Source organism: Thiomonas intermedia, from assembly GCF_002028405.1.
In the GTDB taxonomy this organism is placed as follows: Bacteria; Pseudomonadota; Gammaproteobacteria; order Burkholderiales; family Burkholderiaceae_C; genus Thiomonas; species Thiomonas intermedia.
The window spans coordinates 2,146,214-2,160,946 of record NZ_CP020046.1; the positions used below are offsets into that span (position 1 = coordinate 2,146,214).

The 14,733-nt window shown below is 67.8% G+C and carries 12 protein-coding genes; 7 read left to right on the forward strand and 5 right to left on the reverse strand.

Annotation, left to right across the window (positions count from 1 at the left end; all coding sequences use genetic code 11):
• Window positions 1-29: 29 nt before the first annotated feature.
• Both BVH73_RS10005 and fabA read right to left on the reverse strand, forming a co-directional pair.
• A complete protein-coding gene (locus BVH73_RS10005) occupies window positions 30-2,072 on the reverse strand; it encodes a diguanylate cyclase domain-containing protein (RefSeq protein ID WP_079418292.1) in 2,043 nt (680 codons plus the stop codon).
• A 63-nt stretch (window positions 2,073-2,135) separates the two neighbouring features.
• Window positions 2,136-2,651 (reverse strand): 3-hydroxyacyl-[acyl-carrier-protein] dehydratase FabA, encoded by a 516-nt coding sequence (gene fabA / locus BVH73_RS10010; RefSeq protein WP_079418294.1) that lies wholly within the window; start codon window positions 2,649-2,651, stop codon window positions 2,136-2,138.
• Window positions 2,652-3,305: 654 nt separating this feature from the next.
• On the opposite strand from fabA, the gene ruvA reads away from it, so the two are divergent.
• The 3 genes from ruvA (at window position 3,306) to BVH73_RS10030 (ending at window position 7,321) form a co-directional block, all read left to right on the forward strand.
• Window positions 3,306-3,878: a Holliday junction branch migration protein RuvA gene (gene ruvA, locus BVH73_RS10020; RefSeq protein ID WP_079418298.1), complete on the forward strand. Its 573-nt coding sequence runs from the start codon at window positions 3,306-3,308 to the stop codon at window positions 3,876-3,878.
• Between the two features lie 198 nt (window positions 3,879-4,076).
• Complete coding sequence (locus BVH73_RS10025; RefSeq protein WP_079418300.1) at window positions 4,077-5,810, forward strand: phospholipase C; 1,734 nt, start codon at window positions 4,077-4,079, stop codon at window positions 5,808-5,810.
• A complete protein-coding gene (locus BVH73_RS10030; protein WP_079418302.1) occupies window positions 5,810-7,321 on the forward strand; it encodes a cytochrome-c peroxidase in 1,512 nt (503 codons plus the stop codon). The genes BVH73_RS10025 and BVH73_RS10030 overlap by 1 nt, the downstream gene beginning before the upstream one ends.
• 11 nt (window positions 7,322-7,332) lie before the next feature.
• On the opposite strand, the gene BVH73_RS10035 is transcribed toward BVH73_RS10030, so the two are convergent.
• On the reverse strand, window positions 7,333-8,076 hold the full coding sequence (locus BVH73_RS10035; protein WP_079418304.1) for an SDR family oxidoreductase: 744 nt from the start codon (window positions 8,074-8,076) through the stop codon (window positions 7,333-7,335).
• A 103-nt stretch (window positions 8,077-8,179) separates the two neighbouring features.
• Between BVH73_RS10035 and BVH73_RS10040 the strand changes: the two genes are divergently transcribed.
• Genes BVH73_RS10040 through BVH73_RS10050 form a run of 3 tightly spaced genes read left to right on the forward strand, consistent with a single transcriptional unit; the run spans window position 8,180 to window position 10,122 of the window.
• Window positions 8,180-9,040: a helix-turn-helix domain-containing protein gene (locus tag BVH73_RS10040; protein ID WP_079418306.1), complete on the forward strand. Its 861-nt coding sequence runs from the start codon at window positions 8,180-8,182 to the stop codon at window positions 9,038-9,040.
• Between the two features lie 18 nt (window positions 9,041-9,058).
• Entirely contained in the window at window positions 9,059-9,799 is a 741-nt protein-coding gene (locus BVH73_RS10045) for an AzlC family ABC transporter permease (RefSeq protein ID WP_154048538.1), read from the forward strand.
• Complete coding sequence (locus tag BVH73_RS10050; RefSeq protein WP_079418310.1) at window positions 9,796-10,122, forward strand: AzlD domain-containing protein; 327 nt, start codon at window positions 9,796-9,798, stop codon at window positions 10,120-10,122. Before BVH73_RS10045 ends, BVH73_RS10050 begins: the two co-directional genes overlap by 4 nt.
• On the opposite strand, the gene BVH73_RS10055 is transcribed toward BVH73_RS10050, so the two are convergent.
• Window positions 10,115-10,852 carry a DsbC family protein gene (locus BVH73_RS10055; RefSeq protein ID WP_079420517.1) on the reverse strand — a complete coding sequence of 246 codons (738 nt, stop codon included), beginning with the start codon at window positions 10,850-10,852 and terminating at the stop codon, window positions 10,115-10,117. The two genes, BVH73_RS10050 and BVH73_RS10055, sit on opposite strands and share 8 nt — an antisense overlap.
• A gap of 185 nt (window positions 10,853-11,037) precedes the next feature.
• A complete protein-coding gene (locus BVH73_RS10060) occupies window positions 11,038-12,246 on the reverse strand; it encodes an FAD-dependent monooxygenase (RefSeq protein ID WP_079418312.1) in 1,209 nt (402 codons plus the stop codon).
• Window positions 12,247-12,395: 149 nt separating this feature from the next.
• On the opposite strand from BVH73_RS10060, the gene BVH73_RS10065 reads away from it, so the two are divergent.
• Window positions 12,396-14,711 (forward strand): AsmA family protein, encoded by a 2,316-nt coding sequence (locus BVH73_RS10065; RefSeq protein WP_079418314.1) that lies wholly within the window; start codon window positions 12,396-12,398, stop codon window positions 14,709-14,711.
• Window positions 14,712-14,733 lie beyond the last annotated feature (22 nt).

A 14,733-nucleotide genomic window follows, 5' to 3' on the forward strand; every position in this document is an offset into this window, starting at 1 on the left:
GGGCGTCGGGGCCGTCTGCCCCGAGCGTGTCAGCGGCCGTGTTGCGCCTTGCCAGTGAGATCGCCCTGCAGCCAGTCGAGACCCAGATCCCGGGCGACGTCGACCAGGGCGGGCTGGTCGACCTGCTCGGCCACGGTCACGCAGTCGAGCTGCCTGGCCAGTTGCACGATGGACGACAGAATGAGGCGCGCCTTGGGTGTGGAAGCCGCACGCTCCAGCAGGGTGGCGTGGATTTTGAGGAAGTGGATGGGCAACTCCGTCCAATACGCCATCGTCGACAGGCCTGAGCCCGACTGATTGACCGCCAGCCGCACCCCCGCATCCAGCCAGGGCTGCAACGCCGCGCGCACGGCGGCGACGTCGAGCTGGAGCGGGCGATTGCCGAGTTCGAGCACGAGCTTCCCGAGCGGCCGCGCGCCGGAGTCGCGCCCGGCGCGTCGCAGAAAGCCGTCGAGCAAGGCGTGCATCACGGTGGGGCGGCGCAACAGGTCGGCGGAGAGGTTGACGAAGCTGTCACCCCGAAGGCGCCCTTGCAGGCCGTCATCGAGCACTCGCGGAATCACTCTTTCGTCCACCCAGTAGGCACGGTGCATCTGCTGCAGCGCCGGAATGAAGCGCGCGGCCTTGATTTCAACGCCATCGCGCAGCCGGATGCGGGCATAGCCCTCCTGGCCGACCCGCTCGCCCGTGGCCAGCGAAACGATGGGCTGATACACCAGTTCAAGCTGGTCGGCTCGCAGCGCCTCCTGCACCTGGCTCACCAGATCGAGCACGCCCTGGCCGGCCATGCGCTCGTGCCACACGCAGTTGCGCCCGGCCTGTTTGGCTTCGTAGAGCGAGAAATCGGCCCGTTGCAGCACCTGTTCCAGAGTGTCCTGACGGTCGGCCGAGGCGGCGCTCACCCCGGCGCTGACACTCAAGGGAATGGGCTGGCCGCCATGTCGGAGCTCCAGCGCCTGCACCGCCCCGCGGATGCGCTCGGCGATGGCAAAGCCTTGTTCGAGCGTGGTGTGCGGCAGCAGACACAGGAATTCCTCGCCGCCCCATCGGGCGAGATGATCGTCGGCGCGCAGCACGCCCTGAATCGCCTGCGCGACCTGCCGCAGGGCCTCGTCGCCCGTGGCGTGTCCGTGGTGGTCGTTGACCAGCTTGAAATGGTCGAGATCGACCAGAATCTGGCTGAACGTCGCGCCTGTGCCGGCAAAGGTGGCATGGGCGTGGCGCAACTCGTCGAGCATGCCTGTGCGGTTGAGTGTCTGGGTGAGCGCGTCGTGCCGCGCCTGGTGGTGGAGCCTGGCCTGCAAGGCGCGCTGCTCGCGCACGTCCCGCAGCACGATGACGCAACCCTGTTGCGCCGCGCTCAGCGGAATGAGGGTGAGATCGACCTCGACCCAGTCGGCCTCGGTGCCGGGGTGTCGGCAGCGGTCGGCCAGGGTGCGCGTCCTCCCGGAGGTGCGGGCGTCATGCAGCACGCCGCACAGGTCGTGCGAGGCCAGTGCGAGCACGGTGTCGACCGGCAGGTCGAGCGTCTCGGAGGCGTGTTTCAGGCCGAGCAGATCGGCCGCGGCCTGGTTGAGAAATTCGATGCGAAGCGCCGGGTCCAGCGTCAGCACCCCGTCGGACAGGGCCATGAGCGTGACGCTGGCGCGTTCGCGCTCATGCCGGACGGCTTGCTCCAGGGCAATGCGATCTGAAATGTCGCGGATCGTGCCGACGCTGCCCAGAAAGGCGCCCTCGTCGTCGTACAGCACGCGCAGATCGACCTCGATCCAGACGAACGAGCCGTCGCGGCGCAGCAGCCGCTTGGTGTGGCGCGAAGCGCTGATCTCGCCGGATTCGAGCTGCTGCTTGCGCAGGCTGTTGGCGGGGCGGTCGTCGGGGTAGACGAAGTCGAGGATGTTGCGGCCCAGCGATTCCTCGACGGTATAGCCCGTCAGCGCTGTCCAGGCCGGGCTTAGATAGGACCAGAAGGTCTTGCCGCGGGTGCGGAACACCACGTCCCGCAGACCGCCGATGAAATCGGCCGGCTCCGTATCGCGCTCGGCGCTCGTTTCGGGGGAGTGTGTCTGCATGGTCTCGTTCCGGCATCAAGTCAGCAATATCGGGCTGCTTGCGGAACGGACCAGCCGTTCGGCTCAGAACCCGTCGGTGGAGGTGAACAGCCCGACGCGCAGATCCTTGGCGGTGTAGATCTCCCGGCCATCGACGATCATGGCGCCGTCGCCGATGCCCATCACCAGACGGCTGTTGATCACCCGCTTGAGGTCGATGCGGTACTGCACCAGCTTGGCCGTGGGCAGCACCTGGCCGGTGAACTTCACCTCGCCTACCCCCAGCGCGCGGCCACGGCCCGGCCCGCCCATCCAGCCAAGGTAGAAGCCGACGAGCTGCCACATGGCGTCCAGCCCCAGGCAGCCGGGCATGACCGGATCGCCCTGGAAGTGCACGCCGAAGAACCAGAGATCGGGGCGGATGTCGAGCTCGGCCTCGATCACCCCCTTGCCATAGGTGCCGCCCTCGTCGGCGATACGGGTGATGCGGTCCATCATCAGCATTTCGCGCAGCGGGAGCTGGGCGTTGCCAGGGCCGAACAGGCGGCCCTCACCGCAGGCGATGAGGTCTTCTTGGCTGTAGGAGGAAGGTCGGGTCATGGAAAGTCGTCGCAGAACAATCCGCGAATGTTAGCGGCTGGTCGCCCTGTTGATCCGGCACGTTGAAGTCTGAAACGGCACCCCACCCCAACCCTCCCCACAAGTGGAGAGGGAGCCAACACGCCTCCCCCGCGGCGTAGGGGCGGTCGGGAGGGGCTTGCGCAGATCACGCGCAGCACCGTTTTCTCCTCCCCCACAGTGTGGGGGAGGTTGGGAGGGCTTACGCAGATCGCGCGCAGCGCAGTCTTCTCCTCCCCCACAGCGTGGGGGAGGTTGGGAGGGCTTACGCAGATCACGCGCAGCGCAGTCTTCTCCTCCCCCACAGCGTGGGGGAGGTTGGGAGGGCTTACGCAGATCACGCGCAGCGCAGTCTTCTCCTCCCCCACAGCGTGGGGGAGGTTGGGAGGGCTTACGCAGATCACGCGCAGCGCAGTCTTCTCCTCCCCCACAGCGTGGGGGAGGTTGGGAGGGGGAGACGCTTGCAAGGCGAGGCCCATGACCCGTTCCTCCTTCTCCAGGCCGGATCAATAGGAGGAGCCCGCCGGGCTTGAAGGTCGCGTACTGCAAAAAGCCGCCACCACCGGGCCCCCCCACCCTTATTTCTCTCTACGCGACTCAAGCCCGGCAGACTCCTGGCGCTGCTAAAGTCTGCCCATGATCGGACGACTGCACGGCACCCTGCTCGACAAATCCCCTCCGCAGCTTCTGCTCGACGTGGGCGGCGTGGGCTACGAGGTGGACGTGCCCATGAGCACGCTCTACGACCTCCCCGCCGTGGGGCAGGCCGTCACCCTGCTCATCCACACCGTCATCCGCGAGGATGCCCACCTGCTCTACGGCTTCGCCACCGCGGCCGAGCGCGGCACGTTTCGCGAGTTGCTCAAGATCAGCGGCATCGGTCCGCGCATCGCCCTGGCCGTGCTCTCCGGCCTGAGCGTGAGCGACATCGCCCAGGCCGTGACCCAGCAGGACACCGCCCGCCTGACCCGGGTGCCGGGCATCGGCAAGAAGACCGCCGAGCGTCTGCTGCTCGAACTCAAGGGCAAGCTCGGCGCCGATCTGGGCATTGGCGCGACAGCGGCAGCCGGCAGCACCTCCGACGTGTTGCAGGCGCTCATCGCGCTGGGCTATTCCGAGCGGGAAGCGGCCGCGGCCATCAAGACGCTGCCCGAGGGCTGCGGCGTCGATGACGGCATTCGCCAGGCGCTGAAAAACCTCGCGCGCTGAGCCGTCGGCAGGGCACCGCAGCATGTCAAGTTGCGACAAACTGTCATCAGTTTGTAGGTTGTGCAACAAGATGTTGCTGTGCGCTGCATGGTCACGGAACCGACATTTGCGCTTCTAAGAATCGCTGGCGTTGCGGACACGGGGACGGTTCCCGGGACGCGATCCTCATTCTTCGACAGAGCATTCAGGGAGTTCACCATGTTGCGCCAAACCCTTCTGGCCTCGGCGGTTGCCGTGGCCGCCATCACGCTGGCCGCCTGCGGCGGCGGCTCCGACGCCGTGGCCACCGTGCCCGGCACCAGCTACACCGCGGCCCGCGCGCTCGCCACCGCCACGCCGATCAAGCACGTCGTTGTGCTCTACCAGGAGAACGTGTCGTTCGACCACTACTACGCCACCTATCCGAACGCGACCAATCCCACGGGTGAGCCCGCGTTCACGGCCAAGGCGGGCACGACCACGCCCAACAATCTGGTCAAAGCCAATCTGTTGAGCAACAACCCCAACTCCACCAACACCGCCAACGGCGCAGGTGCGGCCGAACCCTTCCGCCTCGACCGCACCCAGGCCGCCACCGCCGACCAGAACCACGCCTACACCGCCGAGCAGCAGGCTTACGACGGCGGCAAGGCCGACCTGTTCCCCAAATACACCGGCAAGGGCTCGACCGGCGGGGTAGGTGCCTTCGGCACCACCGGCCAGGTCATGGGCTATTACGACGGCAACACCGTCACCGCGCTGTGGAACTACGCGCAGAACTTCGCGATGAGCGACGACGCCTACACCGACACCTACGGCCCGTCCACGCCCGGCGCGCTCGAAGCGGTGAGCGGCCAGACCAACGGCATGATCATCGGTGCCACCAGCAAGAAGCCGTTCACCATGGCGACTTACTCGTATTACATCAACGACGGGCAGGGCGGCTACACGATGATCAACGACGTCGATCCTGCGGGCGACATCTGCTCCAGCACCACCGATCAAGTGGCCATGTCGGGCAAGAACATCGGCGATCTGCTCAACGGCAAGAACATCTCCTGGGGCGGCTTCATGGGCGGGTTCAACCTCAGCGTGACCAATCCCAACGGCACCACCGGCTGCAAGCGCAGCACCTTCTCGCCGGTGGTCAATTCCACCGTCGCCGACTACATCCAGCACCACAACTGGTTCCAGTACTACAAGAGCACGGCCAACCCCACCCACGCCCGCCCGAGCTCGACCCTGGCCATCGGCCACACTCTGGAAACCGACAACAAGACCACCGATCCGGCCAACCACGAATACGGCCTGCAGGACTTCTTCGCCGCCGTGAAGGCCGGCAATATGCCCGCGGTCGCCTACCTCAAGGCACCGGCCTTCGAGGACGGCCATGCCGGCTATTCCGATCCGCTCGACGAGCAGGCCTTCGTGGCCCAGGTGGTCAACTTCCTGGAGCAGCAGCCGCAGTGGAGCAGCACCGCGGTGATCGTCACCTGGGACGATTCCGATGGCTGGTATGACCACGCTTTTGCCACAACGACCAGCGCGTCCTTCGATGCCGAGGCCGACCAGCTGGGCGGCGCCGGCGTCTGCGGCAGCGGCACGCCGATGAATGGCGTGAACGGCAAGCCGGTCAACGGCCGCTGCGGTCCGGGCACGCGCATCCCCTTCCTGGTCATCTCGCCCTGGGCCAAGGCCAACTACGTGAGCGACACCCCGATCAGCCAAGCGTCCATCGTGCGCTTCATCGAAGACAACTGGCTGGGTGGCCAGCGCCTGGGTGGCGGTTCGTTCGATGCCACGGCGGGTTCCATCATGGGCCTGTTCGATTTCAGCAAGTCGGCCGGTACCAAGGTCTTCATCGACCCGGCGCAGGGCACCGTGCTGAGCCAGCCCCCGGCCGGCAGCACCGCGCCGACCTTCAACGTGTCGCTCTTCACCAAGCAGAGCTGATGGAGTCCCGGACTTCAGCCCTCCCCACGGGTGGGGAGGGAGCACCATCGGTGGCGGCGACGCCATCGTCCCCTCCCTCACGCGTGGGGGAGGCAGGGTGGGGGAGAACGCGGCACAAAAGGCTTCGCCGCATCGCGGCTGGCGCGACCCTGCTGTTGGCCTGTGCAAGCGCTGGTCTGGCTTTTGGGATGCACGCGCAGCCCTCGATTGCGCCCCTAGCCTGGCTCACGCATCCGGTCGACAGCATCACCTACGCGCTGGGCGGCAACCCGCATCCGGTGCAGCTGGTGCTGCCGCCGCAACAGCCCCTCTCGGCCGTGGCGCAACTGGGGCGGCAGTTGTTCTTCGACCCGGCGCTGTCGGCCTCGGGCAAGCAGTCCTGCGCGTCCTGCCACGATCCGGCGAATGGGTACAACCCCCCGCCGGGCAGCGGGCCGGTGATGTTGGGCGGGCCGCATCTCAGCTCGCCCGGCTTCCGCCCGCCGCCGTCGCTGGCCTATCTCTACCGCCAGCAGCCCTTCTCCATCGGCCCGGACAACGAGGAGAACGAAACCATCACCCTGCAGCAGCTCGTGGCGCTGGGGCAGGACAGTCAGCGGGCCACCAAGACCGCGCAAAGCACGGCCCAGGCCGCGCAGAACCTGGTGCCCACGGGCGGCCTGTTCTGGGATGGTCGGGTCAACACCCTGCAGCAACAGGCCGACGGCCCTTTGTTCAATCCGGTGGAGATGGACGCGGGCACGCCGCAGCGCGTCGCCGCGATCCTGCAGCATCAGGCCTACGCGCCGCAATTCCTCCAGTTGTTCGGCCCCAATGTGTTCGGTGACCCGAAGCAGGCGGTGGCCGAAGCCTTGTTCGCCATCGCCCGCTATCAGATCGAAGCTCCGAGTTTTCACGCCTTCACCAGCAAGTACGACGCCTGGCTGCAGGGCAAGGCACGGTTGACGCCGCGTGAAATGCGCGGCTACCTGGCGTTCAACGACGTGCACAAGGCCGACTGCGCCGCCTGCCATCTCGACCAGCCGACCCGGGACCGCCTGCCGCCGCTGTTCACCGACACGCAGTACGAGGCGCTGGGCGTGCCGCGCAATCCGCACATCCCGGCGAACCAGAATCCGCACTATGTCGATCTTGGTCTGTGCGGCCCCTTCCGCACCGACATGAAGGACCAGACCGCTTATTGCGGCATGTTCCTCACCCCCACGCTGCGCAACGTGGCGCAGCGGCCGGTGTACTTCCACAACGGCGTCTACCACTCGCTCCAGCAGGTGCTGGACTTCTACAACTTCCGCGATGTGCAACCCGGCAAAATCTATCCCACGGTGGACGGCAAGGTGCAGAAGTACGACGATCTGCCGCCGCCATATCGCGCCAATGTGGATGTGACCGATCCGCCGCTCGACCGTAAGCCGGGCGAACAACCCGCGATGACGGCGCAGGACATGCGCGACATCATCGCCTTCCTGCACACCCTGAACGACGGCTACACGGCACTCAAACCGGCGTCTTGAGCGCCTCGACGTCAACGGCCTCCGCTGACGTCGAGCAGGCTACCGGTACAGTAGGAGGCCGCATCCGACAGCAACCAAAGGATGGCCTGCGCCACCTCCTCGGGCCGGCCGCCGCGCTGCATCGGGACGGCGGATTTCAATCGGCTGACTCGACCGGGTTCGCCGCCGCTGGCGTGAATCGCGGTTTCGATGAGACCAGGACGCACCGCGTTGACGCGAATGCCTTCGGCGGCGACCTCCTTGGCGAGGCCGAGGGTGAAGGTGTCGATGGCGCCTTTGCTTGCCGCGTAGTCCACGTACTCCCCCGGTGATCCCAGGCGGGATGCGGCCGAGGAGACGTTGACGATGCTCCCGCCCTTGCCGCCCCGCCGGGTGGACAGGCGGTGGATCGCCTCGCGCGCGCAGAGAAAGCTGCCGATGACGTTGACCGCGAAGACCCGCGTCAGGCGGGCCGCATCCATGTCGGCCACCTGCATCTGGGTTTCGAGGATGCCGGCGTTGTTCACCAGGGCGTGAAGCGGTCCCAGGCTGTCCGCCTGCGCGAACAGTTGCGCGACCTCGGCCTCGCTGGCGACATCGGCGCTTACCGCGAGCACCCGGCCGCCTTGTGACGCGAGGTCTGCGACCAGTTCATTCGCCTCTTCGGCGTGGCTGCGGTAACTCAGGCAGACGGCATAGCCGGCGCTCACCGCCAGCCGCACCGTGGCGGCGCCGATGCCACGGTTGCCGCCGGTCACGATCACGACGGGGGCCATGGCACGAGAGGAGCAGCAAGGATCATGGCGCATTGTCCCCCCAGGCGGCATCGCCGGTCGAATCCGTCCGGCAAGTCCCCGGGCTCTGGGGGACAATCCGCGCATGTCCTCTCGCGCCGCCACCCCGCGGGCCGAATCGGCCCGCATGCACATTGCCGCTGATTTCGGGGGCATGGAGCTGCTGACGGCGCGGTTCTGGTCGCATGTCTACACGCCTCATGTGCACGACACCTTCGCCATCGCGGTGATCGAAAACGGTGTGGAGCACTTTCGCTGCGGCAGGAGCAGCTATGACGCACCGGCCGGCACCGTGGCCGTGGTGCCGCCAGGCGAAGTGCATGACGGCCAGCGGGGCTGCGACGCGGGTTGGAGCTACCGGGTGTTCTATCCGCAGCCCGAATTGCTGGGCGAACTCATGGCCGAACTGCGCGACGGCGAGGCGCGCCTGCCGGTGTTCGATCGGGTGGTGTTCGACGATGCCGCGCTGTTCGCGGCTCTGCAACGCCTGCATGCGGATCTGATCGCCTCGAGCGATCCCTTGCAGCGCGGCTGCGCCTGGCGCGAGGCCATGACGCCGCTGCTGCGCCACGCCGGGGTGGGCGAGCCCGCGACGGGGCGTGAGGATGTCGCGGTGCGGACGGTGCAGGAGCTGCTGCGTGCCGACGCCGACGCGGCGGTGACCCTCGACGATCTGGCGCGCGAAGTGGGCCTGAGCCCCTGGCACCTCAATCGCGTGTTTTCGCGCACCGTCGGGCTGCCGCCCCATGCCTGGCGCAACCAATGGCGGCTGGCGCAGGCCAAGCGCCTGTTGCACGGCGGCATGGCTCCGGCCGAGGTGGCGGCGACGCTGGGCTTTGCCGACCAGTCGCATCTGCACCGGCTGTTCAAACGCGCGTTCGGGGTCACGCCAAGCGGCTACGCCCCGCGCAAGAACGTTCAAGACGAGGCGCTGCCATGCGGGTAATCTGCCTGCATGAGTGCAATGCCATCTTGCCCGGATCGCCAGGCCGCGAGCCGGGCGACCGAGCTGCGCCACGGCGCGCGTGACACCCTGCCGCTGCTGCTGGGCGCGGCGCCCTTCGGCCTGATTTTCGGCGCGCTGGCGTCGGCCAGCCCGCTGGGCATGGCCGGGGCGCTGGCCATGTCGGCGCTGGTGTTCGCCGGGTCGGCGCAGTTCATCGCCCTGAGCCTGCTGGGCACCGGCGCGAGCGCGCTGGTCGTGGTGTTCACCACCCTGGTCGTCAACCTACGCCACCTGCTGTACGCCGCCAGCCTGCAGCCGCAGATGGCACGGCTGCCGCAACGCTGGCGGGCCTTGCTGGCGTTCTGGCTCACCGACGAAACCTACGCCACGGTGTATCACCGCTATGTGCACGACGATGGCGCGCCGTTCAAGCACTGGTACACGGCGGGGTCGGGCGCGGCCATGTACCTCAACTGGCTGGGCTGGACCGCACTGGGCGCCTGGCTGGGAACGGCCAGCCCGGCCTTGACGCATCTCGGGCTGGAGTTCGCGCTCGTGGCGACCTTCGTGGGCATCGTCGTGCCGCTGCTGCGCGAGCGTCCGAGCATGGCCGTGGCGCTCACCGCGGCGGTGGTGGCGCTGGCGGCGCGCGACCTGCCGTACAAGCTCGGCCTGATGCTCGCCGCCTTCGCGGGCGTGGCGGTCGGGGTGTGGAGGGATGGCCGCCAGCGCCCTCAGCCCGAGGAGGCTGCCCGATGAACGGAACGCTCTGGGCCGTGATCGGCGGCATGGCGGCGGTGACTTTCGCCATCCGCTACACCCTGTTCGGCCTGGGCGGACGGCTGCGCTTTCCGCCGCGGGTGCAGCAGGCGCTGCGCCATGTGCCGGTGGCGGTGCTCACCGCCATCGTCGTGCCCATGGTGTTGCTGCCCGACGGCCGGCACTGGGACTTGAGCTGGCGCAACCCCTGGCTGGCCGGTGCGCTGGCCAGCGCCGCCCTGGCGCTGGGCACCCGCAAGCTGCTCGCCGCCATCGCCGGCGGGATGGCGGTCTATCTGCTGTGGCGCGTCGTCTTTACTTGATCGACGCCAGCTTCTTCTCGACTTCTTCCTGCGGCACCGCGCCTTCCATGCGGCTGCCGTCGGTGAAGAACATCGTGGGGGTGGAGGAAATGCCCAGCTTGTTCGCCAGATCGACATTGGCCTTGAGCGGATCGACGCAGCTGGCCGCAGCCTTGGGCGGTTGCACCTGGTTGTTCATCCAATCGAGCCAAGCCTTGCTGCGGTTGGGCGCGCACCAGATGTCGCGGGCCTGCGGCAACGATTCGCGGCGGATGATGGGCACGACGAACACATGCAGCGTGACATTGCTCATCTTCTCCAGCGTGGCTTCCATCTGGTGGCAGTAAGGGCAGTACGGATCTTCAAAGATCGCGATCTGGCGCTTGCCGTTGCCGAACACCAGCTTGAAAGAGTCTTTGAAAGGCAGATCCTTCCAGTTCACCCGGCGCAGCTCGTCGATGCGGGCCTTGGTGACGTTGGTCTGGGTCTTGGTGTCGAAGATCTCGCCCGCGAACAGAAAGGTGGCCTTGGCGTCGGTGTAGAAAATCTTGGTGCCGATGTCTACTTCGTACAGCCCGGCGTAGGGCGTCTTGATGATCTTGGCGCTGGCGGGCAGACCGGGCATGGCCTTCTCCAGCGCCGCGCGGGTTTCGGCCACGGTCTGCGCCATGACGGGCAGAGACAGGAAGGCCGCGGACAGCGCGGCCCCGCGCAGAACGCGCATGACGGAGCGTGAGAGCAATGAGTTCATGAAAGCGGCGCGGCGCAAGCCTGCGCGTTAGGCGAGTGTCCTGAGTTGGAGGTTCGTTGAGGATCAAATCGGCCGAGATCGGCGCCAGGCAAGGCGCAAACCACAGCCATAGCCAAAGCTATGGCGAGGATTTGCAACGCAGCATGGCGTTGATCGTCGGTTGATTTGTTCATCGAATCTTCTACTCAGGACACTAGATAGGGAAGGCCCGAAGCATACCGGGTGAGCAAGTGCCGGACGGGTGGCAGGGCATTGGTCGCCTGCAGGCCCAGCGCACGCAGCGGCGCGGGCACCCGGCTGTGACCGCCATACAGACGGGCGAGCGCGTCGGTGGCGGTGGCCAGCGCCCGCACCTGTTCCGCGCGGGCGCGGGAGTAACGCCGAAGCAGGCGCGGATCGTCCGGCGCCTGGCCCGCGGCGCGCTGCTGCAAAAGGTGGGCGAGCACCTGCACATCCTGCAGGCCGAGGTTCAGTCCCTGGCCAGCCAGCGGATGCACCCGGTGCGCGGCATCGCCGATGAGCACCAGCCCCTCGCCCACGGTGCGGCGCGCGAGCTGCCGCTGCAAGCGCCAGGCCGCCGCGGCGCCGGTGGGCCGCAGCGGGCCGAGATGTCGCGCCCGCATGGCTGGCAGATGGGCTTCGACACGCTGCGCCAGCGCCTCGGGCGACAGCGCGAGCAGCTCGATGGCCAGGGCCTCGGGGGCCGACCAGACGAGCGAGACCTGATGCCGACCGTGCAGCGAAGCCAGGGGCAGCAGCGCCAGCACGCCGCCGTCCACGAAAGTCTGGAAGGCGATGCCTTCGTGCGGCGCGGCGCAATGGAAATGGGCGACGATGCCGCGCTGCATGTAGTCGTGCGTGTCCATCGCAATGCCCGAGACCCGGCGCACCAGGCTGTGTTCGCCGTCGGCGCCGATCAGCAGACCGGCGCGCAGGGTGCGGTCGTCGCGGGTCCTCACCTGCCAGCCCGAGGCGTCCGGCAGACGGCTGATCTGACTGGCCTGCGCCGGGTCGATGACGACCTGGCGTTCGAAGCGCAGCGCCAGGTCGAGCGCGGCCTCGACGGCGTCGGACTCGGCCGTCCACGCCAGGGCCTCGCCTTGCGTGTCGCGGGTGTCGAAGACCAGTTGCGCGCCATCGGCGCGGATGTGCATGGCCCGGATCGGCTCAATGCGCTCGGGTGGCACCTGCGGCCAGACCCGCAGCGCATCGAGTAGCTGCCGGGAGGCGGCATTGAACGCATAAATGCGTGGCGCATAGCCCTGAGCGGGCAGCGCGGCCGCCGGGCGCGCACCCAGCAGGGTGACGTCCAGCCCGGAGCGGGCCAGGGCCAGGGCACAGGCCTTGCCGACGATGCCGCCGCCGCAGATCAGAAGGTGGAATGAAGAGGACATGGGAGGAGCCGTTCTGCCCCCTCCCCACGGGCGGGGAGGGGGCAGTCTCAAACGTCAACGTACCGCATCAATAGAATCAGCGGCCATGTTGACCGATAAAACCCGCATTGTGCCCCCGGCGGAACGCCTCTGCGGCGCGGGCCCCGCTCATGGCTGAGGCTGCCGCCCCGCAGCCCGGCGCGCCGGTGCCGCGCAAGCGCTGGGCCGCGCGCTTGCTCAAGGGCGCGGTGGCGGCCTTGCTGGCCGCGGTCATCCTGCTGGTGGGCGGCTTGAGCATTTTGCTGCTGACCTTCGATCCGAACCAGTACAAGGCCACGCTGATCCAGGTGGTGAAGGAGCGCGAACACCGCACCCTGGCTCTGCCGGGCACGATCGAGCTCAAGCTGTTTCCGCCGCTGACGCTGCGCACCGGGCCTTTCAGCCTCAGCGAGCGCGATTCGCCGGCCGTGTTCGCGCGGGCGGACGATCTGCGCCTGCATCTGGATCTGCTGGCGCTGCTGCGGCGCAAGCTGGTGGTCGACCGGGTCGTCATGATCAAGCCGCAGATCCATGTCGCCCGCGATGCGCAAGGGCGTTTCAACTTCGCCGATCTGCTGCCCGACAGCAAGACCGAAGCCGATGCGTCGCCCAGCCCGCTCGACCTGTCGGTGCACCGCCTGCAGGTGGAGCAGGGCGTGATCACCTATGACGATGACAAGGCCCAGATCCACGGGCAGATCGATGCGCTCGATCTCGGGCTGGCCGGGCTGGAGGGCGGTCGCGCGGGTCCCTTCCATCTGGGGGGCACGGCGCGCTTCGTCCAGCCCGCGGTGGCGACACGAGTGGCCCTGCGTGGCAAGCTGCAGGCCGACCCGGACCAGCACCGCCTGACGCTGTCCGATCTGGCGCTGTCGGTGCAGGGCGATATTCCGGGGCTGAAGGCGATGCAGGCCCAGCTCGAAGCCGCCAGCCTGGGCGTGGTCACCCGCCCGGCGCTGGCCCTGACCGCGCAGCAGTGGCGGGTCAAGACCACGGGCCGCACCGACAGCGGCGAGTCTCTGAGCGTGCAGGCCGACCTGCCTTCGCTGGCCGTCAAGGACGACACGGTGCAGATCGGGCCCTTCAACGCCCAGGCCGATCTGGGCGCCGCGCAGCCGCTGCATGTGCAACTCACCACCCAGCAGGGCTCGGGTCCCTGGCGCGCGTTGCGCATTCCGCTGGCGCAGTGCGACGTGCAACGCGGCACGAGCGGCCAGAGCGGCGCCCTGCGGTTCACCCTGGCGTCGCCCGTGCAGCTCGACCTGGCGCAGCGCAGCCTCGATCTGGCGGCGATCAAACTGTCGGGCCAGATGACCCCCGGCGCCAAGCCGCAGACCCTGGCGCTGCAGGGCCAGGCGCAATACCACGGCGCCGCGGGCGCGGCCGGTGCAACCGGGCAGTTCCAGTTGCAGGGACAACTGGCCGGCAGCGCCATGAAGCTCTCCGGCGGATGGGCGCAGCCCGCCACCCTGCGCCTCGACCTGAATGCCGACCGCATCAACCTCGACGACTGGATGCCGCCGCCCACCGCCCAGTCCAGGCCCGCCGCGCCGCCCTCGACTCTCGATCTGTCCGCCTTCCAGGCCTTCGGGTTGAACGCCCAGTTCAGGATCGGCAGCCTGCTGCTCAAGGGCATGGAATGGAGCGCGGTGCAAGGCCAGCTCAACAGCGACCGCAAGACCCTCGCGCTGCAATCGGTGACGGCCCAAGGCTTCGGCGGGTCGCTCCATGCAGACTTGCGCGTCGATCTGGCGCAGCAGCACTACACCTTGCAGCAAAGTGCGCGCGACGTCAGCGTGCAGCCGGTGCTGCAGGCCCTGAGCGGCAAGGATTTTCTGCTGGGCAAGGCCAGTTGGACCTTGAACCTGACGGCGCAGGGCAAGACCTTGCCCGCGCTTCTGGCCAGCGTCTCGGGCAAGGCGCGGCTCGACGTGCGCAACGGCGCCGTCAAGGGCTTCAACCTGGCGCAGATGCTGCGCAATGCCCGCATGCTGCTGGCGGCGCGCAAGGATGGGCAGTTCGCCGCCACCCCGGGCCAGCAGACCGATTTCACGTCGATGGGGGCCACCTTCGTTCTGCAGAACGGGGTGGCGAAGAACAGCGATCTGTCGGTGCAAAGTCCCTTGCTGCGCGTGGGCGGCGAAGGCTGGTTCGATCTGCCCCGCCAGCAGATGGACTATCTGCTGCTCCCCAGCGTGGTGGGTTCGCTGCAGGGCCAGGGCGGAGCCGAGCTCGCCGCACTGCGCGGGGTGACCGTGCCCGTGCGGGTGCAGGGCCGCTTCGCCCAGCCGGGCTACACCGTGCTGTGGTCGCAGGCGGGGGGCAATGCCCTGCGGCAGGCCTTGAAGAACACGCTGCAAAACGAGCTGCAGAAGCAGCTCGCGCCGACACAGGCCGAGCCGTTGCAGAAGGCCGTGCCCGGGTTGTTCAAAGGGTTGTTTCCGTAAGGACGATGGGGCGCATTCTTGC

Coding starts and splice junctions, on each gene's coding strand:
- BVH73_RS10055 (WP_079420517.1), bottom strand. CDS start 10,852: ATGAACTCATTGCTCTCACGCTCCGTCATGCGCGTTCTGCGCGGGGCC.
- BVH73_RS10040 (WP_079418306.1), top strand. CDS start 8,180: ATGTCCTCTCGCGCCGCCACCCCGCGGGCCGAATCGGCCCGCATGCAC.
- BVH73_RS10060 (WP_079418312.1), bottom strand. CDS start 12,246: ATGTCCTCTTCATTCCACCTTCTGATCTGCGGCGGCGGCATCGTCGGC.
- BVH73_RS10065 (WP_079418314.1), top strand. CDS start 12,396: ATGGCTGAGGCTGCCGCCCCGCAGCCCGGCGCGCCGGTGCCGCGCAAG.
- ruvA (WP_079418298.1), top strand. CDS start 3,306: ATGATCGGACGACTGCACGGCACCCTGCTCGACAAATCCCCTCCGCAG.
- BVH73_RS10035 (WP_079418304.1), bottom strand. CDS start 8,076: ATGGCCCCCGTCGTGATCGTGACCGGCGGCAACCGTGGCATCGGCGCC.
- fabA (WP_079418294.1), bottom strand. CDS start 2,651: ATGACCCGACCTTCCTCCTACAGCCAAGAAGACCTCATCGCCTGCGGT.
- BVH73_RS10050 (WP_079418310.1), top strand. CDS start 9,796: ATGAACGGAACGCTCTGGGCCGTGATCGGCGGCATGGCGGCGGTGACT.
- BVH73_RS10045 (WP_154048538.1), top strand. CDS start 9,059: ATGCCATCTTGCCCGGATCGCCAGGCCGCGAGCCGGGCGACCGAGCTG.
- BVH73_RS10025 (WP_079418300.1), top strand. CDS start 4,077: ATGTTGCGCCAAACCCTTCTGGCCTCGGCGGTTGCCGTGGCCGCCATC.
- BVH73_RS10030 (WP_079418302.1), top strand. CDS start 5,810: ATGGAGTCCCGGACTTCAGCCCTCCCCACGGGTGGGGAGGGAGCACCA.
- BVH73_RS10005 (WP_079418292.1), bottom strand. CDS start 2,072: ATGCAGACACACTCCCCCGAAACGAGCGCCGAGCGCGATACGGAGCCG.